Raw genomic sequence first — 23,034 nt, 5'->3', positions numbered from 1 at the left:
CCGGATTCTGCCGATCATGTCCATGGTGATCACTCCTCGAACCCCGCTGCATCAAAAAGCAGCAGGGTAGGTTGAACACCTGGCTCAGTTTTGGGTCGGCATACCCATCAAAAGTGGCTCAGTTTTCGGTCGGCGCCAACACACGAAGAGGATCAATCGACTGCGGGTGCTTGCTTACGATGGCTTGCTCATTCAGAGCGGGCACATCGTCTCTATGGCGGCACCTCCCCCAGGCAGCGGTGAGCAAGGGGAGGAGGTAGTGCGCGGGGGACAGATCACCAACGACTTGTTTGGGCCGTCTATCGCGGACTGATCAGAAACCTGTCGAGGAGGGGGCGCTCATTCGCATCGGGATAATGAATGCCAAGTGGCCGAAGTATCTCTGAAAATCCACTTCGACCGGGCATCAGCACAGTCACGCTCAATCCAAAAGGAAGAGGATCGCAATCAATGAGCACATGGCAAATTGACCTTAGCGGCTCGGCAAGTAAGGATGCTGGTGCGGATGCCTCCGCCGTGCCGTTGAAGTGGGCGCACGACGCAAAAACTGGTCAGCCGCGCTACATACATGATTCGGACGTCGTCAGTCGGACCGCTGCCTGCATCTGCCCAGCTTGTGATTTGCCGCTCACTCCGGTGATGGCGGGTCAGCCCTTGAGGGTGAGACCAACGGCTCATTTCCGGCATCCTGATGGCGCGCACAAAGACGACTGTTCACTGGTTGCTGCCCGCGTAGCGGCAACTCGGCACTTGTTGGAGTTGGGGGTGCTGGTGTTGCCGCGGCGACGGATGAGTCGAACGGCACTTGGTTTTCTCGGGCATGGGTATGAGGTCTGGGTGGAACGACCCACCGAGCACATTTCAATCGTTAGCGCGACGATGCACGACCACGCCACGGCGCTGCTGACCTTGGATGACGGTCGGCAGTTGCTGGTTGATCTGACGGGGGTGCGCGAGCCTGGGTCTGATGGGCTGGGGCATGCCGTCGTGACGCTTTCGCTCTCAGATCCATCCCTTGCGATGATGGACCCGGAGGAGATCCGCGCGAGACTGCGAATCCTTCCTGACATGCACTGGTGTTGCCACTGGAATGACGCCAGTCTGGCTGATGAAGGTGACGCAGTCGCGGCCAAAGCCGCAAAGGATGCACTCGACGGTTGGGATGCGGCAGACGAAGCTGAGTTTCTGGCACAGTTGCCGAAAGACGTGGAGCCAAGCCTCGTTCCTGGTTTGAGGCGCGAGACGGTGCTGCACCGCGAGGTGAAAGCCATCCTTGAAAGTGCATCGTCCATTGAAACCCCGGGACTGGAGGTTGTGGTGGAACGGGATCCGCCAGATGAGTTCGCCGGAGAGTGGGAGACGGCCAGCATCCGCAAGATGTGGATGACGGGGCCTCGTCAACTTAACTTTGGCGACGTTCGTCTTGAAAAAAAGGTGGCGAGCATCGTTCCCGATGTCATTGCAGATCTGAATCCAGGCAAGGTTCGAGGTTTGGGCGGGACCATGACTTGGGTTGACGGGGACTTCGACGAAGACGAAGAAGACACGTACCCCTTCACTTGGCCTGCAGCCATCCTGGTCGAGGTGACTGTGACGCATGGCATCGACGACGAGAAGTTGCGGCGCATTCGGGATCTGGACATGCCGACACTGGAGATTGACCTCGGAGCGTTGGGCGGAACGGTGACACGCGAGAATTTGCGTGACTTGGTGGTCAACCAGTTGGTCGGGAAGCGGTGGGTGCACCACCCCGTCCTGCGGGCCAAGCGGCGGGTGCTTGAATCAGCGGTTGATGAACACCCGGTGACCTTGCGCTACCGCGAGCGACTCTTGGAGTTGCGCCGCCCCGCCTACCTTGCTCAACCCGCAGCGTACTGGGCCGCTAGGTACATCTCTGCGATGACGTCGTTTCACGACGCCAACGTCGGTATCAAGAGGGCAGGGCGAAAGCACGTGGGCAATGGCCCCAAGCCCCAATTCTTGGGCAGCGACAGCGAACTTTGGCAGCAAGTGGAGGAAGCTTCTGAGGCGCTTGCTGCGCATGGACTGCCAGGCGCTCTTGACCGGATGATGGTGGACGAATCCGGGATGGTTGCCCGCATCCTGTAGATCCAGCAGAACCGAGGCGTGGGGTATGACATGAACACTGGTTACCAGGTGCTCAACGCCATCATGCAGAGCGGGCCTGACAACAAGCGTTGGCACACCATCTACACGATGGCTGTGAAGGCCTATGGCCTAGAGGCGCATTTCACAAAGGCACAGGCTGATAGCTATGCCAGATGGAGGCAATCCATCATTGATGGGGTTGACCTTCAAGACGTGACTTACCTGCGTCCGAGCACCTACGACAAGGTGCTCGGCGTTTTGTTTCCTGAGATGGCGCGGGGCATTGCGAAGAAATATGGTTTGCAACCGGAGCCCTTGTAAGTGCATCAAGCCACGCGCCGTATAGGTTGCACATTCCAGGGGCGTCCAGTTTCGCAAGCCTCGATGAAGGCCGCCCATTTTTCCAAAGCTTGGCGTCGTTCGGGGATCTCCTCGCGCACATCGTAAACAGCCTCCATGCCTTTGAGCGCGTGATTAAGTGCAATCTCGGTGATGTCGTTGGGGATCCCCATGTTTCGCATATGCCCCTTTGCCGTGCTGCGGGTGTCGTGAGGGGTAAAGCGTCGCACGTCGATGTCGCCGCGATCAAAGGCCCGGGTGATTGCGGCCCACAGCGTCGTTTTGCCCACATGAGTGTCACCCACACGTTTGCGGCGTCGATCCGTTCTGGCAGGCAGAACCCAAGGGGAGTCACCGGAGAGGCACTGGAGGCTTTTGAACCACTCTGCAACCGTTGGCGTGATGGGGACCAAAAAGCCTGTGCGCGTCTTGACCGATTCGGCCGGTACCCACCAGGTACCAAGTTCGAAGTCGATGTGCTCCCATCTGGCTTTGGCCAGTTCGATGGACCGAACACAGGTGGCCAGCAAGATGCGGAAGGCCAGGCCGTTTTCAACGCCAATGTCGTTGATGTCCTTCAGGAGCGCACGCAGTTCGTCCTCGGCCAGCATCACGCGCTTGCGAATGGGTGGGCGTGCGCCCATCAAAGCTGTGAGGTCAATGCCCATGCATGGGTTCACATTGATCAGGCGCTTGCCGCACGCGTGTGCGAAAAGCAATTTCGCTGAAGTGAGCAAGCGTTTGCAGATCGTCCAAGAACGTTTGCTTGACTCAATCACGTGCACGATATCAGCAGGGCTGACGTTGCGTACTTCCATGGAGCCCAACTTGGGTCCGATGATCTTGTCCAGATCCCACTTTCGGTAGTAGACAGTTCCCTCCGCCAATGGCGGTGTGGTCAGCTTCTTTTCCTTGTAGTCCGAGATCAACTCCCGCACTGTCCAAGCCATCTGGGTCCTCATCTTCAGGACCTTCTTGTCTGCGGCAGGATCTTTGCCTTGGTCTACATCAACGCGTCGCTCACGAGCAAGCTTTCGGGCTGCTGCGAGTGTCAGGTCCGGATAGTTCCCAAGCGTGATTTCTTTGCGGCGCACACCAGACACTCGGTAGCGCAGAACCCACGTGGCGGTTCCTGCACTCGACAAGGTGAAAGTCAAGCCATCGCCATCAGATCGCGCGATGGCGGCGCCTTTTGCGACCCAGCGCCGAATCTGTACATCGTCCAGCAAATTTCCCCGGCGTGCCATGGCTCGTCCTCCATTGGGTAGCTAGGCGCAATTTTAGTCCGCTAGCTACCCAGCTAGCTACCCATTTTTGTTGTGCTTCAGTGAGACGTGATGGGACGCTATGGGAGAAAAGCTGTTTGTTGACAAAAGTTTATGGTCGTTGTGTGGGATGTGTTGAACTCCCTTGAAACGCTAATTGAACTCGCAGGTGGCGAGTTTCATGAGTTGTCCAGCACGTTGAATTCAGTGGTCCCAACGGTTGGCTGCATTATCTCTTCGAGAAGCACCGATCATCAGCACCGCGCCTGCTCCTAGCCAAGTTGGAACACGCGGACCACTTCTGCCAAACCCGCGCCTTGACGGCGAAGGCTTTCGGCCGCCGCTGCGCTTTCTTCCACCAAAGCAGCATTTTGCTGGGTGACTTGATCGAGTTGGTTCACCGCATCCCCGACTTGACTGATGCCGCTGGTCTGCTCTGCCGTGGCTCGGGAAATTTCTTCAATGAGTTGGCTGACATGCTGGACTTGCGCCACGATGTCGCCCATGGAGTGGCCGGCTTGATTGGCTTGTTGCGCGCCCAATTCAACTTGTTCCACGCTGCTGACGATCAAGGTCTTGATCTCTTTGGCGGCACTGGCCGAGCGCTGAGCGAGGGTGCGCACCTCGCTGGCCACGACGGCGAAACCCCGTCCTTGCTCTCCAGCCCGCGCGGCTTCTACTGCCGCATTCAGGGCCAGGATGTTGGTTTGGAAGGCAATCCCATCGATCACCCCAATGATGTCTGAGATCTTCTTGGACGAAGCCGCAATGTCCTGCATGGATGCCACCACTTGCTGGACGCCTTCTCCGCCTCGGGCTGCCGCATTTGACGCTCCAGCGGCCAACTGACTCGCTTTTCTGGCGGTGTCCGCATTGTTCTTGACGGTGCTGGTAAGTTGCTCCATGGAAGCGGCTGTTTGCTGGAGATTGCTCGCTTGCTCTTCCGTGCGCTGGCTGAGGTCCGCGTTCCCGGTGGCAATTTGAGCCGATCCCGTCGCGATGGAGTCGGAGGCCTCTCGAACTTGACCAACGACATCGGCCAAGCTTCTTTGCATGGCGCTCAGCGATGCCAGCACGCTTCCAGCTGAAGCCCCTTCAGTGCCCACCACCGGCCTGAGATCCCCAGCGGCCACTTTTTGCGCGGCCTGGCCCAGTTCGGCTGGTTCAGCACCCAGTGCGCGAGTGAGACTTCTGACGATCAGCATGCCTGCCACGACCGCCCCCAATAACGCTGTGAGGCTGCCAACTACCAGCCAGTTTCTTTGCGTTAGATATTGCTCATGTGCATCGGCGATCAGCTGCTGCGCCAAGGCAGCGTTGTACTCGGAATACGTCGTCGATGCCTTGATCAACGCCGCCAAAAGCGGGCGGCATTCGTCGTTCATTTTGGCGATGGCTTCGTCGCGTTGTTGGTTCAGTGCGAGGTTCACAATCGACAGGGCGACAGGACCGTAGGCGTGTTCGATGCGGTCAATCTCATGAACGAGATCGCGAACCTTTTGAGGCACCTCATTGCCTTCCACCAGCTTGTTCAGCTGGGCCAGGTTGGTTTGCACATCTTGATGTGCCAGCGTGACCAAGCCTTTCTCTTCCTCAAGGTCAGCCGGCTTGGTGACCAACACCAGGTTGCGTGCAGAAATGGCCCTGCGGTCAACGGCATCCCTGACTTCATTGGCCATGGCCACTTGCGCACTGATGCCGTTCACATAGGCTTCAAATCGGGCATTGGCCTCCGAAAGTGACCGCAAGGAAAGGCCGGTAATGAGCAAGACCATGAAGGTCAGTCCGCCAAACGCCAGGAACAGTTTGGCGCGAACAGTTGCATTTTTGAGATTCATGGGACGTGACGTACAGTGATTGAAAGGGCAGGAGTAGTTCAATTCCAGTTGGGTGAATGCTTGACCTACGCATGTCCGAATTTTTGTGTCTTGCCAACTTTTGGTGTGGAAAATTGCGTGCACTTTTGCACTAGTGCGCTTGTTATTTTTCTCAGTTTGACCAATTCAATTGCGCGTCTCCGATGCATCGGCTAGGCAGGGCTCGCGCCGGACGCAGCAAGCGAAGCCCCCTCAAGGGCCTTCGTGGTTTGAACGATCGGCAGCCACACCGAAAAAGTCGTTCCTGCCCCAAGTTGCGTATCGACCTCAATGCGACCGCCATGTCGATTCACGATGCTGTAGGAGACCGACAGGCCCAGGCCTGTGCCGGAGCCAACGGGTTTGGTGGTGAAGAAGGGGTCGAAGATCCGCTTGACCACATCCTGAGGAATCCCGGAACCCGTGTCTGATACCGAGACCACAACACACTCTTGTTCAACACGGGTTCGGATAGTGATCTGACCACGCTCCTTGATGGCTTGCGCGGCATTGACCAGGAGGTTCAGAAAAACCTGATTCAACTGGGATGGCATGCATTCCACCAAAGGCAGATCGCCATAGTCCTTGATGACCTCTGCCTTGTACTTGACCTCATTTTGAACAATGCTGAGGGTGCTGTTCAAGCAATCGTGCAGGTTCGCGCTCTGCCATTCCGCTTGGTCCACCCGAGAGAAGTCTTTCAGGTCTTGAACGATGCGCTTGACACGGTCGAGCCCGTCACGGCTTTCCTTGACGAGTTGGGGGACATCTTCCCTCAAGAAATCAATCTCGATTTCTTGCTTGAGCGCTTTGACGCGTGCCAAGGCCTCGGGATGCTGATCAAGCAGGGCCTCCAGTCCTTCGTATTCGCTCAGCAAGCGCATGAGGTCCGTGATGTAGCTCTCCAGGCTCCCGAAATTGCCATTCACGAAACCAATGGGGTTGTTGATCTCATGGGCAACACCCGCGGCAAGCTGGCCGATCGATGCCATTTTTTCCGCTTGCAGGAGTTGCCCTTGGGCTTCTGCAAGCTGCGCAATCAGCTTCTTCTGTTCTTCTTTTTCTACCTCGAGTGCGGCAATGGTGGCGCTCAGCTGCTTCTGAAACAACGCCGTGTCTGTGTAGTCAAACAAGGCCACGCAGACATGGTCCACGACGTCGCCGCGCTTCACTGGCAAGAAGGTGCAGTTCTGGCGCATGGATTCCAGGCCACCAGTCACCGAACGATTGTGGGGAAACTTGAAAAGATGAGGCCGTTGTTCCCAAGACGTGAAAGCGTAGTTCTTCAGAAGGAAAACATTCTGGATCTTCTTCTCAAGCCATTTGGACGGCAATTCAGGGAAGCACTCGAACAGGTTGCGACCTTTCACCTGGTCGAATGCGATGCCACTGTGCATGGCCATGAAGCCGTTCCAAAGCGTGATGCGGAAGTCCTGATCAACGGCGAAGAGCCCAACTTCCACATGGTCCACAATGAAATTCAGCATCTCGAATTGATTGTCTGTGGCCATGCTCAAAATCTTTCGATGAAGGCATCAATGGCGCGCTCGATCATGGCAATTTGCGTGTCTGACATCAAAATGATGAGGTGACAGGAGAAGCTGTGTCGCTCCAGTTTGAAATTGACTTCAACAAAAAGCACTTGCTTGGTTTCGATCTGCTCAACACGGAGCAAATCAGTCACTGCGCCATGCCCACCCATCAACGAGGGTGCAGAGAAACCGATGTCAATCTGAAACTGCTCGGCCATCCCGCCCAGGCACGCACCCACCAAGACATTGGTGACATCCAAAAGGAGTTCGCTGTCGGCCCCGGAGTCAGAATCAGCTTCGTATCCAAACAACTCGGCCAACTGATTGCAATGCTGGTGGTTGTAGATCACCAGAGCTTCGCCACGCAGTTGCCCATGAAAAGCCTGCCGCACGCCGGAGACGTCTTTGCAACCCACCATCTCGGCCACTTTGTCGGCCAACAGCACCCCCTCCACCGTCAGGATGCGGGGCACCGACAACTCGACGAACTCATTGAATATTTTCGCGATGGAGTCTCCCGCGCGACCCATGCCGATGTTGGTGATCTCTTGCAGCGCGTCGCGCTGGTCTTCGTTCAGCAGCGGTGAGTTCATAGCGCTAGTCCATATTCCTTGAGGACGGCATGCACGGCGTCTGCATTGATGGGTTTGCGCATGAAGGCGATCGCCCCCAGCTGCTTCACGCGTTGCTGGGATTCGGGCTGGATGTCTGCCGAGACCACGATGACCAGGCAGTTCATGTCTTCCTTGCGGAGGTGTTCAAGAACCTGAAAACCGTCCATGACGGGCATGGTCAGGTCAAGGAACATCACGTCAATCCCGCCCTCCCGATAAGCCTCGAGCGCCTGCTGACCATTGCAAGCCTGCCGAATGGAAACGTCCCAAGAGGGGGGCAGGGCTGCAATCAGCATCTTGCGCGCCATGGCGGAATCATCCACCACCAGAACCGATGTGCTCATGTCTGAGACCTTGAGAGTTGACCGCAGTGGCTACCCCAGTGCGCTTGAAAGAGGCGGAGTGTGGTGCTCGAAACTGCGGCCCACCGAGAAAATAATACGCTTTGAATCGACAATTGAAAAGGTAGCCGCAGACGCATGGAAAAGCCCCTCAGTCCGGTGATTGGTTGGGTTGGCAGATGGGCAGCACTATCCGAAACGCGGTACCGACACCTGGTTGACTGGCCACAGTGATTTTTCCATGGTGTTTCTTGACGATGCCGTAGGACAGCGACAATCCCAGCCCTGTTCCCTTGCCGACTGCTTTGGTGGTGAAGAATGGATCGAAGATGCGCTTGAGATTTTCTGAGGCGATGCCATGCCCTTCATCCGCAACCTCGACAAAGACTATTTCGGGCGAAGCCATGCCCACCGTGACCGTGATCTTGCCGTGTCGTTCATGCATGGCATGCGCGGCATTGACCAGCAAATTCATGAAGACCTGATTCAGTTGGGATGGCATGCATTCCACATTGGGAATGTCCCCATACTGCTTGACCACTGCAGCAACATATTTGATCTCGTTCTGAACGATGTTCAGGGTGCTGTCCAGGCCGCTGCGAAGGTCGGCCCATTGCCATTGGGCTTCATCCACATGCGAAAAATCCTTCAGATCCTGGACGATCTTGCGGACTCGCTCGATCCCGTCAATGGATTCACCCACCAGCTTCGGGATGTCTTGGCGCAGGTAGGGCAAGTCGATTCGGGTGCGCAAACCTGACATGTGCTGGCAAGTCGATTCATTCAGCTCAGCCTCATGCGATTCATAGGCGGCAATGAGGTCCAGGAGGTCCTGAACATACCCGCGCAAGGTCCCGATGTTGGATCCCACAAAGCCAATCGGATTGTTGATTTCGTGTGCAACGCCAGCTGCCAGTTGACCAATGGACGCCATCTTTTCAGCCTGCAGAAGCTGATGGTGGGCTTCTTCCAGTTTCTGGATCAGCGCCTGTTGTTCGGATTGCTCCTGGAGCAGTGCCTGCTCGACCGCATGGCGCTCCAGCAGTTCAACCTGCAATTGCGCATTGCGTTCGGTCAACTCCGTCGACATCAAATCAAGGGAGCGCTCAATGGCGCTTCGATCGGCATCCGCATCTCCATAAGCGTCGCTGATGGCCGCCAACAGGGGTGCCAGGCCATCGGCTTTCACGGCATCGGGGAGGTGCCGTCGAAGCTGGCGTTCAAGCAACTTGTGATAGCTCACTGCTCAGAGAATGTGGTGACCGTCATGGTCTGGTTGTGCAGTTCGCACTTCGTCAGGCTGACGTGGGGGCAAATCTCACCGTAAGAGTAAAAGCCGGCCAAGGTCGCCTGGGGCCCCAGAACCTCCTGGACACTTTCAATCTCTTCTTCGACGCGCTGTTTCAGGACCAATTTGCGCCCAACACAGCTGATCAGGATGGCCAAATCTGGCGTGAAACTGTCCAGTCTTTGAAGGCCTGCACGCGCGGCACCGGCGGCACCGTCGATCAGGCGATCGAAGTTGGCTTTCATCAGCTGTGCGTAGGTGCCCTGGGGGATGTCGCCAGCGAAAGTCATGCTGCCCTGGGATTCGTTCACCGCCAAAATGGTGCGCACCACGCTGCCATCAATCGACTCTCCACGCAAGGCGAGAGGGAAAAGCAAAGCGCTCGCTGGAAGCTGCCCGGCGTGCTCGCCCAGATAGCGTTTGTACAGGTCCAGCGCTGGCTGTCCATCCAGTTCAAACAACACGTTGTCGCGTGAACGTGTGACCAGTCGCTCAGGACCGAAGCTGTCCCAGCCTCCCAGCGACCCATACCCCACTTTCAGGCGGTCGCCATAGAACCCGATGGCTGCCACGCATTTCTCTGACACCGTGGTGCCAACGCAAACCAGGGTGTGTTCAAAACGGTCGCCGTCTCCGGCCAGCCCCCCGGTCACCGCAACGGTGGGGGGGAGGTGCTCACGCAGGCCGTTGGCCAGCGCGGTTCCGTTGACATGGAGGCCATCGGAGAAAACCATGACATGGATCAGTCCGGGGGAGTTGAGCTCCGCTGCCAATGTGGCACCAGTCTGATAGCTGTCCTGGGCATCTCCGACCATGGCGCTGGCCACGCGCAACTGGGTGTGTTCGAAATGCAGGGCGGTGGCGACGAGTGTGTCGTCTTGAACGCTCAGGCCGCAGATCTCGCCCGCGGTCGAGCAGCCGACGATGCTGGCCTGTGGATACAAGTTGCTGAGTTGATTCAATGCGTCTGCATGTCGAAGAGCTTGGGGTGATCCAAAGGCCAGAACGCACTGCGCCGGGCTTTCCAACCTGACTTCAGGTTGGCGCCAGCCCGCAGGGGCGCTCCAAGTCAACTGCTCTGTCCGCATAAAAAATTTCCGCCTGCAACCGGGAAGGGTCCCAGCACAAAACTTCGGCAAATCGGTCACCCGCTTGAGTGCCACCGACTGTGAATAGTGCGTGCACTTGTGAACTATTGGGCCTTGTACGCCCTTGATGGCCGCCATGCGCGAAAAGCCCACCGGCAACAGGGGGAAGGTGCGGTTTGGTGTGCCAGGAGTGCACAGTTCAGCATGGGGCACCCTTCAAGCCGCCCGGCTGTGATGAATTGAACCATTCCCGGTGAGATCGCACACTCAGGCCCTTCGGGGTGTGAAATGCCCCTCATGTTCACGGCACATGGCCGATAAATGCACATGAAGAAGGCCGGGCCAGGGACCCGAGGGCACGGCTTTGAGCTTGTTGACATTTCTTGACGACAGGTATTGCCAAGGAGGCACGGTGAATGAGCAGAGCACGCCAGGTACCCTCCAGTCCGTGAGCGAACCCCCAAAACAGGTCGTCCTTCCGGCTGGACCAGGGCAAGGGCTTCGCATGAGTCAGGTCGTGCTGGATTGTTCACCTGTGCCTGTGCTGGTGATCGCGAAAGATGGGCAACTTCACTACGTGAATGCGGCTGCCGAGGCGCTGTTGGGATACCCCAAAGGGCGACTGACGGGGATGACCATCTTCGACATCGCACCGCACAGACGGCCCGACATGTGGCACAACAGCTTGAGCACGCTGCGGCAAATCGGCAGCCGGACGTTGACCAGTGATTGGCACAAGGCCGATGGGCAAGTGATCCCGGTCGAGCTGAATGCCTCTTATCTTGAGCACGAAGACGAGGTCTACATCGTGCTCCATGCTCATGACCCGTCCGGGAAGCAGGAGGCTCAGGAGCAGGCGTTCCGGGTTGCACACATTGATCCAGTGACAGGTTTGCCCAACCGGCAAATGCTGCAAGACCGTTTGCAGACCGAAGCCAGGCTGGCCATCCGTCAGGGGCGCCGGATTGCCTTGCTGGCCGTGGAAATCAATGAAATTCAGAAGATCAATGAATCCCTTGGTTATGCGCTGGGCGACCAGTTGCTGGTGATGCTGACACGCAAGATGACCGCCGGATTGCGCAGGTCGGACACCTTGGCGCATCTGGGGGCGGGGGAGTTCATGATCCTGCTCGCCAATGACGGCCAACTGGATGATGAAATGGCATTGCAGTTCAGCCGCCTGCTTCTGGAAACTGTGTCCAGCTCCATCGAACTCGATGGGGTGGTCGTCAAGGTGTCCTGTGACATCGGGGTCGTCGTTTTTCCTCACGATGGAGAACTTGAGCCCGGCCATGCCTTGAGGCAAGCCCAGGCTGCGATGCGCATGGCAGAAGCCAAGGGCCCGAATCAGATTTGTTTTTTCACCGAGGAGGCCAATGCCAAAGCAGGCGGCAGGCTGGCCCGAGAAGCAGCGCTTCGAGAAGCACTGAGCCGACGGGAACTCTACGTTCAGTACCAGCCTCAGGTGGATCTGGTCACAGGGCAGATATTGGGTGTGGAGGCCCTGCTTCGCTGGCGCAATGAGGTGTACGGCGACATGGCTCCCGATGATTTCATTCCGATGGCCGAGGAAACGGAACTGATCTTGGGCATCAGCACCTGGGTGCTCACGACGGCCTGCGAGAGTGCCGTCCGCTGGCGACAGTTGGGATTGCCGGCTGTGCGCATGGCGGTCAACATGTCTGCCAGGCAACTGAACCAGCCAGACATCGCCCGCACGGTGGAAGCCATTTTGAGGCAAACCGGATTGGACCCCCATGACCTGACCATCGAAGTCACGGAAAGCATGCTGATGAACGACCTGGAGCGTGTGGCACGCACACTGGTCGAGCTCAAATCAATTGGTGTGCAGATCGCACTGGACGACTTTGGCACGGGCTATTCCAGCTTGGTCAACTTGCGTCGCCTGCCCATTGATGTGATCAAGATTGGCAGATCGCTCGTGCCTGACGTCACGGCGGCCACTCAGGATGTGTCCATCACACGAGCGATCATCACGATGGCCCACAGTCTGCAGATGAAAGTGATGGCCGTGGGCGTTGAAAGCGATGGTGAGCTGGCGCTGCTTGTTGCCAACCATTGCGATCAGATGCAAGGCTTCTACTTCAGCGAGCCCCTGCACGAGGAGGACTTGCTGACATTGCTGCGCGACAAGAAATGCCTTTCGCAGGATGTGCTTGCCCGCAGAGGTCGCAAGCGCACGCTCTTGCTCGTTGATGACGAAGACAGCATCGTTGCATCGCTCCGGCGCCTGCTGCGCCGCGATGGCTACGACATCGTCACGGCCAACAGTGGGCTCCAAGGTCTGCAACGCATGGCGGAGCACGAAGTGGACGTCATCTTGTCTGACCAGAGGATGCCTGGCATGACCGGCGTGGAGTTCTTGCGCCGTGCCAAAGAGTTGTACCCCCACACGGTGCGCATGGTGCTGTCGGGGTACACCGAGCTTCAATCGATCACCGACGCCATCAATGAAGGGGCCATTTACAAGTTCCTGACCAAGCCCTGGAGTGATGAGTTGGTCCGCCTGCACATCAAGGAAGCTTTTCAGCAGAAAGAAATGGCCGACGAGAACGAGCGCCTTGACCGTGAAGTCCAGGATGCCAACCTTGAGCTGGCCGAGGTCAACAAGCGGCTTCAGCACCTTCTGGCTTCGCAGCAGGAACGGATCCACCGGGAGGAAACCAGCTTGAGCATCGCCAGGGATGCACTCGAGAACCTCCCGGTCCCGCTGATGGGGTTCGACCAGGAGGGCATGCTTGCCTTCATGAACACCGATGCGGAGAAGTTGTTCAGCAACGCCGGAACCATGCTGGGCACGCACGTCGATGAGCTTGAGTTGGCGCCCTTGGCCAAGCTGTGGCATGCCCGCGATGGTCTTCACCACGACATCGCGTGCAACGGCATGGCATTTCGGGCAGTGTGCCGCGCCATGACAGGGGGGGCACAGGCACGTGGTTCGCTCATGATCCTGATACCGCACGGGCCATCGACCTTGCCTGTGCACGCCGAAGGAGGCTCAAGATGACCACAGATCAAACACCGGAGACGAGCCAGGATCTCGCACCCACAATCTGTACCGATGAGCAACGAGCGCAGATCAAACTCCAGCTGGAACACCGTTTCCGACACATCCTTCGCTCCGGGGTGGTCAGCCCTCTGTTTCACTTGCTGATGCGCTACAAGCTGGGAATCGGCCATGAGTGATTTCACCATCACGTCAGACCAGTTCAAAGCACGGGTCAGGGACTTGCCCTCTCTTCCCGCCGTGGTGATGGAGCTGATCGCCTCGCTCGGGGATGAATCCTTGTCGTCGGAGGACATCGCGGTCAAGCTGTCGCGAGACCCTGCCTTGAGCGCCAAGACTTTGCGCATGGCCAACTCCTCCTTCTACGGCATGACCCGGCAGATCGGGTCCATTCCCGAAGCCTTGACCATCTTGGGGTTGAGGACCGTGCGAACGGTGGTCGTGGCCGCCGGCGTCACCGGCAGCTTCAAAGTGCCTCAAGGCATCGGCTTCGAGTTCAATGGCTTCTGGCGGCATGCGGTCGGCGCAGCGCTGTGCGGCCAGGCACTTGCCCGCGAACTTGAGATGGACAGCGACATCGGCTTTGCATCGGGACTGCTGCATGACATCGGGCGCATTGCCCTGGCCTGCTCTTACACGGAGGTCTACGGCAAGGTTCTAGCCTACCAACGCCAAAACGACTTGTTGCTGTTCGAGGCTGAAAGGTTCCTGATGGGCATGGACCATGCCTCGGCGGGGGCGCGCATCGCCGAGCACTGGCGGTTTTCTCCGGTGATCGTTGAGGCCATCGAGTTCCACCACTCGCCCGCCATGCACCATGGCCCCGGGCTGGTTGGTCTGGCGCACCTGGCCGATGCGTTCTCGCATGCCTTGGGCCTGTCGGGCCAGGCCGATGAGAGCGTCCCTCCAACCCCACCAGACATCTGGGCCGCCATGTTCCCGGGCGAGGATGCTTGCATGAGCACATTTGCCCAGGTTCAAACCCAGTTTGAAAATGTGTGTCAGGCTCTGCAGCTCTGATCTCAGGAGTTCCATGGACACCCCCCAATCCCCTCCAAGGACCGTTCTCTGCGTTGATGACGAGCCGAGCATCCTTTCCGCCATGAGGCGCCTGTTTCGCTCGTCGGGGCATCGGATCCTGACGGCCGAAAGTGGCGCCGCGGCATTGGCGCTGCTCGAGACAGAAGCTGTCGATTTGATCATCTCCGACATGCGCATGCCCATGATGACCGGGGCCGAACTGCTTTTGCAAGTGCGCTCCCGCTGGCCTGAGGTCACGCGGCTCTTGCTGACAGGCTATGCAGACATCGACTCCACCATCTCTGCGATCAACGACGGGCAAATTCACCGCTACATCTCCAAGCCTTGGAAAGACAGCGAGATCCTGGACACGGTCAAAGAAGCCTTCGAGCGCAAAGCACTCATCGCTGAGAAGAATCGCCTTGAAGCCCTGAGCATTCGGCAGAACGAGGAGCTCAAGACGCTCAATGCCACGCTCGAGCAGAAGGTTGAGGCGCGCACCGCTGAACTGGCGCTGCTCAATGATCGTCTGAAGAAGAACTACTTCAACTCGATCAAGTCATTTTCCAACCTGATCGAACTGCGGGGCGGTCAACTGGTCGGGCATTCGCGCAAAGTGGCCGACTTGGCCAGGCGCACGGCCAAGGCGATGAACCTGGATGACACGCAGGCCCATGAAGTGTTCATTGCCGCCTTGATGCATGACATTGGCAAGATCGGCCTGTCTGATTTGGTCCTGTCCAAACCTGTCTCGAAGATGAACCCTGAGGAATCCGCCCGCTACAGGCTTCACCCCATCTTTGGCGAACAAGCCCTGATGGGCCTGGACGACATGCAGCCCGTGGCGGCCTTGATCCGGTCCCACCATGAGCGCCACGATGGCCGAGGATTCCCGGATGGATTAAAGGACGAGGCCATCCCGATGGGCGCACGCATTCTGGCCATCGCCGATGCCTACGAGGACATGCAGGCAGGTCACCTCATCTCAGAGAGCCTGTCGCCGCACGAAGCTCGAACCATGATCGGCCGGGGACGAGGCACGCAATTCGATCCGGTGGTCATCGACGCTTTCCTGAGCCTGTTTGCCAAGCCACCGCCGCCGGTCACGACCCGGCCACTCAAGCTGAGAACGGATGAGTTGAAGGCGGGCATGGTCCTCGCCGTTGATTTCTTGTCGGCAGAAGGCGTTTTGCTGCTGGCTGCCGAGCATGTGCTGACAGACGAGTTGATTGCCCGCATCAAGGCTTTCGAGCGGCGTGGCGGCCAGCCCATCCTGCTGTCCATCAAGCACCCTGCGGAGAAATCATGAGCCGTGTATTGCTGGTTGACGACGAACCCAACGTGGTGTTTGCCCTTCAACGTTTGTTGCGCAGAAAGCTGCCTGCGTCGGTCAAAGTCGAAGGCTTCGACAATCCGTTGAAGGCACTGGCTCGTGTCGGTGAAGTGTCGTTCGATGTCATCGTGAGTGACTTTCGCATGCCCCAAATGGACGGCATCCAGTTCCTGGTGCAGGTGCGCGACAAACAACCCCACGCTGTCCGAATGATCTTGAGCGCCACCACGGAAGTGCAGACCATCATGACGGCGATCAACGACGTCGAGGTGTTTCGCTACCTGACCAAGCCATGGGCTGAAGATGATTTGATGTCATGCATCACATTGGCTCTGGAGCGCGCGCGCAGAGGTCTCCAGGAGCGCAAGGCGGTTGATGACATGCTTGTGCGGCAAAATGATTTGAGTGCCCATGATGCCGAGAAAAGGCGTCTGGAAGAACAGGAGCCAGGCATCACGCACGTGGAATGGGGGCCGCATGGCGAGGTCTTGATGCCAGGCTTGGACGAGGATTTGAGCAACTAGGCCGGAGATTGCAAAAAACGCACTCAAACGGATATCGTCGTGCCGCTTGGCCAAGCTTCATCTGAATCTTGCAAACATGACCAAACCGCCTGGTGTCTCCAGTCAAGACTCAGAATGTTGGGGCGCCGAGAGAAATTGAGTGCTTCCATGCAGGACGCCCGCAATGATCCGCTACGGTGGCATGCGGCCCAACCGTGACTTGCTGCAGTTCGATTGCGCCCTGAGTTGCGCTAGATCATATCGTGCAGTCGGCAGCTTCCTATATTTAGCATGGCGAAATTCATCGCACTCAATATTTTGGAAGGAATGCCAAATGAGCAGCAACCGTGACGTCATCAATCAGAAAATCGCCGCACTGGCCTACGATCCCAAGACCGTGATGGTGTTCAACGGCACCAAGATCGCGAACGTTGAGGTGCCAGCGGAAGACAAGTTTGAAGGGGCCACGTACGTCGTCATGACGCGTGAGAAATGCAGCTACGAAGGCAACTTCGACGTCGCGGTGCCCTCGTCGTACGACGACGTCACGTACCCCGGTGCCTTGCTGCTGGCGAGCAATGATCTGCTGGATGGACGACCGCAAGAACTGGCCGCAGAACGGACGCCGCTGGAGATCACGATGAATCTCCCCGGCTGCGACGATCTGTCGTTTCACGTCGCGCCCAGCTTCAAGGCCGTTCAGGAAGGCATCAATGCCAAGCTCGCCAAATGGTTTGACACTCACGGCGGCAAGTGGGAGATCCCGGCCAACTTTCAGTACAGCAGCAGCTTGGTGTATGACGAGAATGAATTGGCCCTGAAGTTCGGCTGCGACATCAGCTACATGTCGCAGAAGCTCGGCATCGATTTCTCGGAAACGAAGAGCGAGAAGAAGTCTGTCTACATCGTTCGTTTCAAGCAGATCTTCTACATGGCCTCTGCGGAACGGCCTCCCAAGCCCGCCGATGTCTTTGGTGAAGGCACGACCTGGGACGATCTCGCACGAGCTGGTGTCAGCGATCGGCACCCGCCGCTTTTCGTGAAGAACGTGCAGTATGGACGGCAGATCTACGTCAAGTTCGAATCCACGCTGTCATCCACCGACCTTGAAGCCACGGTGAAGGCGGTCTGCAACAAGGATGGGCTCACCGTTGACATGCACGCTTCAGTGGAAGCCAAGGCGAGGTTCGATTCGATCGACGTGAATCTGGTCGCGCTGGGGGGCGCCGCAACGGCATTCAAGGACTTGCACTTGGGCAGTCTGGACGACATCAAGAAGATCAACGACGTGATCTGGGCGAACACCACCCTTTCGCGGGACAACCCGGCCGAGCCACTCAATTACTACACCGTCTACCTCAAGGACGGCGCGCCTGGATTGGTCTCAGGCAAGACCGAATACATCGCCGAAAAGACCGAGCGCTACGCTGGCGGCGAATTGCGGCTGGAGCATCACGGTGGCTACGTGGCCAAGTTCAGCGTGAGCTGGGATGAGGTTGGCTACGTCAATGGTGTCAAGCAGACCAAGAGCATCAACTGGGGTGGCAACGGACACAACGTCACGGCACCTTACGCCACCACCATCCCGCTCAATGGCAATGTGCGCAATCTTTCCATCAAGGCGGAAGGTTGCACGGGGCTGGCATGGGAGTGGTGGCGGACCTCCGGGCATCAAGTGGGGCTGCCCATGGTGCCGAGGCGGGTCGTGAGCATTGGCGGGACGACACTGCATCAAACTTTTTCGATGAGCGCTGCTTGAATGGAGGAGGGGGGCGGCGCTGGCCGTTCCTCTTGCGGCATCTGGTTGGTGGCTTTGGAGGCGTGTGCACCGTTGAAGTGCATTCGTCTTCAATGACCCTAATATGGTGCGCGCATTGCATCACATTGGGCTGAATTCGCCCGACCTGACCGCTTTTTGGCCAGGCATGCATATTGCGTTATTGATGACGTGCCCGCAGGTATCGTCGCCTCAGCGCACATGCATAGCTCTCCGCTAACGACGGCGGAAACCAGCTGCATGCCATCGATTCATGTTGGCATCGCACGCTGTTCATTCCCATTGATTCTGGCAATCCGACCGGATTCGAGCGACCTTGCTCGTCCGCTGCGGCTTGCCCATTCTGACCGTCGCAGGAGTACGCAAACATGAAGATCGTCGTCGTTGGCCATGGCATGGTGGGTCACAAATTTCTGGAGAGCCTGGCCGAATCCGGCTTGCAGCAAGCCGAAGTGACCGTGCTGTGCGAGGAACCTCGCGCTGCCTATGACCGCGTGCACCTGTCCGAGTTCTTCGCTGGCAAGTCTGCCGACGATCTGTCTGTGGTCGAGCCCGGCTTCTTCGAGCGCACCGGCTTCACGCTGCGCCTGGCATCGCGCGCCAGGTCGATCGACCGCTCGGGCCACACGGTGACCACCGCCAGCGGCGAGGTCATCCCCTACGACAAGCTGGTGCTGGCCACCGGCTCTTACCCATTCGTGCCGCCGGTGCCCGGACGCGACCGCCCCAACTGCTTTGTCTACCGGACCATTGAAGACCTGGAGGCGATGAAGGCCAGTGGCGCCCGCTCCAAGAGTGGCGTGGTGGTCGGGGGTGGCCTGCTGGGCCTGGAATGTGGCAAGGCCCTGCGCGACATGGGCTTGCAGACCCATGTGGTGGAGTTCGCCCCTCGGCTGATGGCCGTTCAGGTGGACGAAGGTGGTGGCCGTGTGCTGCGCCACAAGATCGAGGCCTTGGGCGTGCAGGTGCACACCCAGCGCAACACCGTCGAGATCACCGATGGGGCCACTGGCCGCCACCGCATGGTGTTCACCGACGGCACGCACCTTGAAGCCGACATGATCGTGTTCTCGGCCGGCATCCGCCCACGTGACGAGCTGGCCCGCAACCATGGCCTGGCCATCGGTTCGCGCGGTGGCATCGCCATTGACAGTTCATGCCGCACCAGCGATCACGACATCTATGCCATCGGTGAATGCGCCGCCTGGAACGACCAGACTTTTGGCCTGGTGGCGCCGGGCTACGACATGGCCCGGGTGGCCGCGCGCCACTTGAGCGGTGTGGATGACATGGCTTTCGTGGGCGCCGACATGAGCACCAAGCTCAAGCTGATGGGCGTGGACGTGGCCAGCATCGGCGATGCCCATGGCAACACGCCGGGCAGCTGCTCCTTCCAGTACACCGACGAGCTCAAGCAAACCTACAAGAAGATCGTGGTCAGCGAAGACCGCAAGCGTTTGCTGGGCGCTGTGTTGGTGGGCAATGCCGATGAATACGGCACCTTGCTGCAGATGGCCCTCAACGGCATCGCGCTGCCCGAGTCGCCCGAGTTCCTGATCCTGCCTTCCAGCGATGGCCAGGCCAAACCCGGCCTGGGCGTGGATGCCCTGCCCGACAGCGCCCAGATCTGCTCTTGCAACAACGTCACCAAGGGCCAGATCTGCGCCGCCGTGTGCGATGGCGCCACCGACATCGGCAAACTCAAGGCCTGCACCAAGGCCGGAGCCACTTGCGGGGGTTGTGTGCCCTTGGTCACGCAGGTCATGAAGTTCGAGATGAAGAAGCAGGGCATGGAGGTGAACAACCACCTCTGCGAACACTTCGCCTACTCGCGCCAGGAGATGTACCACCTGATCCGCGTCGGCCAGATCAAGACCTTTGACGAACTGCTGGCCAAGCACGGCAAGGGCCTGGGCTGCGACATCTGCAAGCCCACCGCCGCGTCGATCCTGGCCTCGGTGTGGAACGACTTCGTCCTCAAGAAGGAGTTGGCCAGCCTGCAAGACAGCAACGACTACTACCTGGGCAACATCCAGAAGGATGGCAGCTACTCGGTCGTGCCCCGCATGCCCGGTGGCGAGGTCACCCCGGATGGCCTGATCGCCGTGGGCACCGTGGCCAAGAAGTACGGCCTGTTCACCAAGGTGACAGGCGGTGCCCGGGTCGACATGTTTGGCGCGCGGGTTGAGCAGTTGCCCCTGATCTGGGAAGAGCTGATCGCGGCTGGCTTTGAATCTGGCCACGCTTATGGCAAGTCGTTGCGCACCGTCAAGAGCTGCGTGGGTTCCACCTGGTGCCGCTATGGCGTGGACGACAGCGTCGGCCTGGCCGTCGAGCTGGAGAATCGCTACAAGGGCCTGCGCGCCCCGCACAAGATCAAGTTCGGTGTGTCGGGCTGCACGCGTGAATGCGCCGAAGCCCAGGGCAAGGACATCGGCGTGATCGCCACCGAGAAGGGCTGGAATCTGTACGTGTGCGGCAACGGCGGCATGAAGCCCCGCCACGCCGAACTCTTCGCCTCTGATCTGAGCAAGGCAGAGCTGATCCGCCTGATCGACCGCGTGCTGATGTTCTACGTGCGCACGGCCGACCGCCTGCAACGCACCAGCACCTGGCGCGACAACATGGAAGGTGGGCTGGACTACCTCAAGAACGTGATCCTGAATGACAGCCTGGGCGTGAACGCCGAGCTGGAAGCCCAGATGCAGCACGTGGTCAACACTTACCAGTGCGAGTGGAAGACGGCCGTCAACACCCCCGAAGTGCGCCAGCGCTTCCGCTCTTTCGTCAACAGCGACAAGAAGGACGAGCACATCATCTTCGTGGAAGAGCGTGGCCAGATCCGCCCCGCCCGCCCTGAAGAGCGCGCCACCGCCACGGCCGACACGCTGGCTTGATTTGTTTAGGACGAACTGACCATGAGCACTGATACCTTGACCTGGACCGCCGTGTGTGCGGCCGATGACATCCTGCCCAACACTGGTGTGTGCGCCCTTGTCGATGGGCGGCATGTGGCGGTCTTTCGCGTGGGCATTGATCAATTTTTCGCCATCGACAACGTCGATCCCAAAGCCAACGCCAGCGTGTTGTCGCGCGGCCTGGTGGGCAGTTTGGGTGACCGCACGGTGGTGGCATCGCCGCTGTACAAGCACCATTTCGACCTGAAGACAGGCGAGTGCCTTGAATTGCCCGAGCTGTCGGTGCGCGCTCACGAGGTGCGCATCGACAGCGGAAGGGTTTTGGTGAGCATCAGCTAGGGGGCCAAATGGTGGTGAGATCGCGGACAATCGAGCTTGTCGTGTCCGTGAACCCTCCGCCAGCCCATGCCACTGTCCGTCTCTCAGCTCGTTCTGCGCGCCAAGCAACTGGAAATCGACGCCGTGCGGCACCTCGCCGGCCGCGTTGAGTTCGCGGACGTCATCGGCCAGTTGATCCACGCCCTGCAGCGTGAGCGGGGCGCCACCAGCATCTACCTGGCCTCCAGCGGTCAGCGTTTTCTGGCCGAACGGCAATCGGCCCTGGAAGAGGCGCGGCCGATCGAGGCCACCTTGCGGGCCTTGTTCGCCGATCAGTTGGAGCCTGCGCAAGGTGCCACGGCGCGCATGCTGTCGCTGATGGCCTGGGTGCTGCTGGACCTGGACACCCTGGCCGATTTGCGCGTGAAGATCGACCAGCGCACGCCGAGCGCGCATGATTCGGTGGCGGCGTTCAGCCGCTTGATCGCCGGCCTGGTCGAGTTGATCTTCCATGTGGCCGACGCGGCCTTGCACCCGGGCATCTCGCGTTTGCTGGTGGCCCTGGTTCACCTGGTGCAGGGCAAGGAGGCCGCGGGCCAGGAGCGTGCCGTGGGCGCGCAGCTTTTTGCCTCTGGCGCCAGCGACGATGCCGGACAGCAGCGCATCATCCACCTGATCGATGCCCAGGAGCGCAGCCTGCGCGTGTTCGAAGAGTTTGCCGAGCCCGCCCTGCGCGAGCGCTGGCAGCAGCACCAACTCACGCCCAATGTGGCCTTGCTGGAGCGCTTGCGCCGCACCTTGTGCACGGCCCGGCCCGGTGCGGCCCTGGACACGGGCTTGAGCGACAGCTGGTTCAATGTCTCCAGCGAGCGCATCACCGAGATGTGGCAGCTGCAGGTTGAGTTGGTGCAGTGCCTGCGCCAGGTCTGCGAGGCTCAGAGCCTGGCCACGCAGCAAGACCTGCAGGACTCCGAGGGCTTGCTCCAGCAATTGCGCGACAACCCGCCGCCTCACACCCACGCGGTGGGCCGGTTTTTCAACAACGCTGCCGAGCAACCAGAGTCGGCTCCGGTTTTGCCCGCCATGTCTGATGTCCCGAGTCAGGGCTCCAAGTCGCCCGAGCTGGTCGATCTGTTGAAGACCCAGTCTGCGCGCCTGGCCACCATGGAGGCGGAACTGGACACGGCTCGCAGGGCCTTGCACGAGCGCAAGGTCATCGAGCGGGCCAAAGGCGCCTTGATGTCCCGCCTGGGTATCACCGAGGAGGCTGCCTTCCGTGCCTTGCAGAAGGCGTCCATGGACCACAACCGCAAGCTGCTGGACGTGGCTGAGGCCACACTCACCTTGCCGGACCTGGCCTTTGCCGCCAAGCCCTGAATGCACCACCATCGGGCCTGATGCACCAGATCGGGACTGAGGGGCCGCAAAACAGGTCAGATTTCTGGCATGAAAAATGCATCGTGTTGTTCAGTCAAGCTAATGGCGGCTTGACACATGAACACGTGGATGACGGCGTCCCCGTTCTGGCGCAGCTCAGGCTGTTGCCCAGACGGGGACGCCGTCTTTTTTTGTTTTTCCGCTTTTATTTTCAAAGGAAGTCAGATGGCTTACCTCGCTCCTGCCGAGTTCGTGACCAAGATGGTTGACGCCGGTGAATCCAAACTCCTGATGTCCACGCGGGACACCCTCATCCGCTCTTTCATGG

18 protein-coding genes and 1 pseudogene are annotated in these 23,034 nt (G+C 58.9%); 12 read left to right on the top strand and 7 right to left on the bottom strand.

From position 1 onward, the window contains the following. Positions 1–450: 450 nt before the first annotated feature. Together Q7V20_RS05990 and Q7V20_RS05985 are read left to right on the top strand one after the other, a co-directional pair. The gene (locus Q7V20_RS05990) at positions 451–2,109 is read left to right on the top strand and encodes a hypothetical protein (protein WP_304788205.1); all 1,659 of its coding nucleotides are present in this window, start codon (positions 451–453) and stop codon (positions 2,107–2,109) included. An 18-nt stretch (positions 2,110–2,127) separates the two neighbouring features. Beyond that, complete coding sequence (locus Q7V20_RS05985) at positions 2,128–2,430, top strand: hypothetical protein (protein WP_304788203.1); 303 nt, start codon at positions 2,128–2,130, stop codon at positions 2,428–2,430. 5 nt (positions 2,431–2,435) lie between these two features. On the opposite strand, the gene Q7V20_RS05980 is transcribed toward Q7V20_RS05985, so the two are convergent. From Q7V20_RS05980 to Q7V20_RS05950, 7 genes are all read right to left on the bottom strand, one after another. Beyond that, positions 2,436–3,695: a site-specific integrase gene (locus Q7V20_RS05980; protein WP_304788201.1), complete on the bottom strand. Its 1,260-nt coding sequence runs from the start codon at positions 3,693–3,695 to the stop codon at positions 2,436–2,438. A 290-nt stretch (positions 3,696–3,985) separates the two neighbouring features. Continuing rightward, positions 3,986–5,674, bottom strand: coding sequence for a methyl-accepting chemotaxis protein (locus tag Q7V20_RS05975; RefSeq protein WP_304788199.1), 1,689 nt, complete (start codon positions 5,672–5,674; stop codon positions 3,986–3,988). A gap of 68 nt (positions 5,675–5,742) precedes the next feature. Next, a complete protein-coding gene (locus Q7V20_RS05970) occupies positions 5,743–7,080 on the bottom strand; it encodes an ATP-binding protein (RefSeq protein ID WP_304788197.1) in 1,338 nt (445 codons plus the stop codon). A 2-nt stretch (positions 7,081–7,082) separates the two neighbouring features. Beyond that, positions 7,083–7,694 (bottom strand): chemotaxis protein CheC, encoded by a 612-nt coding sequence (locus Q7V20_RS05965; protein ID WP_304788195.1) that lies wholly within the window; start codon positions 7,692–7,694, stop codon positions 7,083–7,085. Beyond that, entirely contained in the window at positions 7,691–8,059 is a 369-nt protein-coding gene (locus Q7V20_RS05960) for a response regulator (RefSeq protein WP_304788194.1), read from the bottom strand. The genes Q7V20_RS05965 and Q7V20_RS05960 overlap by 4 nt, the downstream gene beginning before the upstream one ends. A gap of 148 nt (positions 8,060–8,207) precedes the next feature. Next, positions 8,208–9,284 (bottom strand): ATP-binding protein, encoded by a 1,077-nt coding sequence (locus Q7V20_RS05955; protein ID WP_304788192.1) that lies wholly within the window; start codon positions 9,282–9,284, stop codon positions 8,208–8,210. 11 nt (positions 9,285–9,295) lie between these two features. Beyond that, positions 9,296–10,570: an FIST signal transduction protein gene (locus Q7V20_RS05950; RefSeq protein ID WP_304788190.1), complete on the bottom strand. Its 1,275-nt coding sequence runs from the start codon at positions 10,568–10,570 to the stop codon at positions 9,296–9,298. A 367-nt stretch (positions 10,571–10,937) separates the two neighbouring features. Here Q7V20_RS05950 and Q7V20_RS05945 point away from each other — a divergent pair, with 367 nt between their 5' ends. The 10 genes and pseudogenes from Q7V20_RS05945 to Q7V20_RS05900 form a co-directional block, all read left to right on the top strand. Beyond that, positions 10,938–13,460: an EAL domain-containing protein gene (locus Q7V20_RS05945; RefSeq protein ID WP_304788188.1), complete on the top strand. Its 2,523-nt coding sequence runs from the start codon at positions 10,938–10,940 to the stop codon at positions 13,458–13,460. Beyond that, positions 13,457–13,639 (top strand): hypothetical protein, encoded by a 183-nt coding sequence (locus Q7V20_RS05940; RefSeq protein WP_304788186.1) that lies wholly within the window; start codon positions 13,457–13,459, stop codon positions 13,637–13,639. The genes Q7V20_RS05945 and Q7V20_RS05940 overlap by 4 nt, the downstream gene beginning before the upstream one ends. Then, complete coding sequence (locus tag Q7V20_RS05935) at positions 13,632–14,480, top strand: HDOD domain-containing protein (protein WP_304788184.1); 849 nt, start codon at positions 13,632–13,634, stop codon at positions 14,478–14,480. Before Q7V20_RS05940 ends, Q7V20_RS05935 begins: the two co-directional genes overlap by 8 nt. Continuing rightward, positions 14,455–15,789: an HD domain-containing phosphohydrolase gene (locus tag Q7V20_RS05930; RefSeq protein ID WP_370652413.1), complete on the top strand. Its 1,335-nt coding sequence runs from the start codon at positions 14,455–14,457 to the stop codon at positions 15,787–15,789. Before Q7V20_RS05935 ends, Q7V20_RS05930 begins: the two co-directional genes overlap by 26 nt. Positions 15,790–15,797: 8 nt before the next feature. Next, complete coding sequence (locus Q7V20_RS05925; RefSeq protein WP_304788180.1) at positions 15,798–16,337, top strand: response regulator; 540 nt, start codon at positions 15,798–15,800, stop codon at positions 16,335–16,337. Positions 16,338–16,650: 313 nt separating this feature from the next. Beyond that, on the top strand, positions 16,651–18,075 hold the full coding sequence (locus Q7V20_RS05920) for a thiol-activated cytolysin family protein (RefSeq protein WP_304788178.1): 1,425 nt from the start codon (positions 16,651–16,653) through the stop codon (positions 18,073–18,075). Positions 18,076–18,461: 386 nt separating this feature from the next. Next, on the top strand, positions 18,462–20,990 hold the full coding sequence (gene nirB / locus Q7V20_RS05915; RefSeq protein ID WP_304788176.1) for a nitrite reductase large subunit NirB: 2,529 nt from the start codon (positions 18,462–18,464) through the stop codon (positions 20,988–20,990). Positions 20,991–21,011: 21 nt separating this feature from the next. Then, positions 21,012–21,350, top strand: a complete 339-nt coding sequence (gene nirD, locus Q7V20_RS05910) for a nitrite reductase small subunit NirD (RefSeq protein ID WP_304788174.1) — start codon at positions 21,012–21,014, stop codon at positions 21,348–21,350. Positions 21,351–21,416: 66 nt separating this feature from the next. Further along, complete coding sequence (locus Q7V20_RS05905) at positions 21,417–22,706, top strand: nitrate- and nitrite sensing domain-containing protein (RefSeq protein WP_304788172.1); 1,290 nt, start codon at positions 21,417–21,419, stop codon at positions 22,704–22,706. 225 nt (positions 22,707–22,931) lie between these two features. Beyond that, positions 22,932–23,034, top strand: a pseudogene (locus Q7V20_RS05900) (formate/nitrite transporter family protein); the annotation flags it as partial.

The sequence above is a fragment of the Aquabacterium sp. genome (assembly GCF_030652515.1).
In the GTDB taxonomy this organism is placed as follows: Bacteria; Pseudomonadota; Gammaproteobacteria; order Burkholderiales; family Burkholderiaceae_C; genus Aquabacterium.
The sequence above is the reverse complement of the archived record's forward strand: the minus strand, read 5'-3'. Positions and strand labels throughout refer to the sequence as shown.

Coding starts and splice junctions, on each gene's coding strand:
- Q7V20_RS05990 (WP_304788205.1), top strand. CDS start 451: ATGAGCACATGGCAAATTGACCTTAGCGGCTCGGCAAGTAAGGATGCT.
- Q7V20_RS05980 (WP_304788201.1), bottom strand. CDS start 3,695: ATGGCACGCCGGGGAAATTTGCTGGACGATGTACAGATTCGGCGCTGG.
- Q7V20_RS05970 (WP_304788197.1), bottom strand. CDS start 7,080: ATGGCCACAGACAATCAATTCGAGATGCTGAATTTCATTGTGGACCAT.
- Q7V20_RS05965 (WP_304788195.1), bottom strand. CDS start 7,694: ATGAACTCACCGCTGCTGAACGAAGACCAGCGCGACGCGCTGCAAGAG.
- Q7V20_RS05960 (WP_304788194.1), bottom strand. CDS start 8,059: ATGAGCACATCGGTTCTGGTGGTGGATGATTCCGCCATGGCGCGCAAG.
- Q7V20_RS05950 (WP_304788190.1), bottom strand. CDS start 10,570: ATGGCGGCCATCAAGGGCGTACAAGGCCCAATAGTTCACAAGTGCACG.
- Q7V20_RS05945 (WP_304788188.1), top strand. CDS start 10,938: ATGAGTCAGGTCGTGCTGGATTGTTCACCTGTGCCTGTGCTGGTGATC.
- Q7V20_RS05940 (WP_304788186.1), top strand. CDS start 13,457: ATGACCACAGATCAAACACCGGAGACGAGCCAGGATCTCGCACCCACA.
- Q7V20_RS05935 (WP_304788184.1), top strand. CDS start 13,632: ATGAGTGATTTCACCATCACGTCAGACCAGTTCAAAGCACGGGTCAGG.
- Q7V20_RS05930 (WP_370652413.1), top strand. CDS start 14,455: ATGTGTGTCAGGCTCTGCAGCTCTGATCTCAGGAGTTCCATGGACACC.
- Q7V20_RS05920 (WP_304788178.1), top strand. CDS start 16,651: ATGAGCAGCAACCGTGACGTCATCAATCAGAAAATCGCCGCACTGGCC.
- nirB (WP_304788176.1), top strand. CDS start 18,462: ATGAAGATCGTCGTCGTTGGCCATGGCATGGTGGGTCACAAATTTCTG.
- nirD (WP_304788174.1), top strand. CDS start 21,012: ATGAGCACTGATACCTTGACCTGGACCGCCGTGTGTGCGGCCGATGAC.
- Q7V20_RS05905 (WP_304788172.1), top strand. CDS start 21,417: ATGCCACTGTCCGTCTCTCAGCTCGTTCTGCGCGCCAAGCAACTGGAA.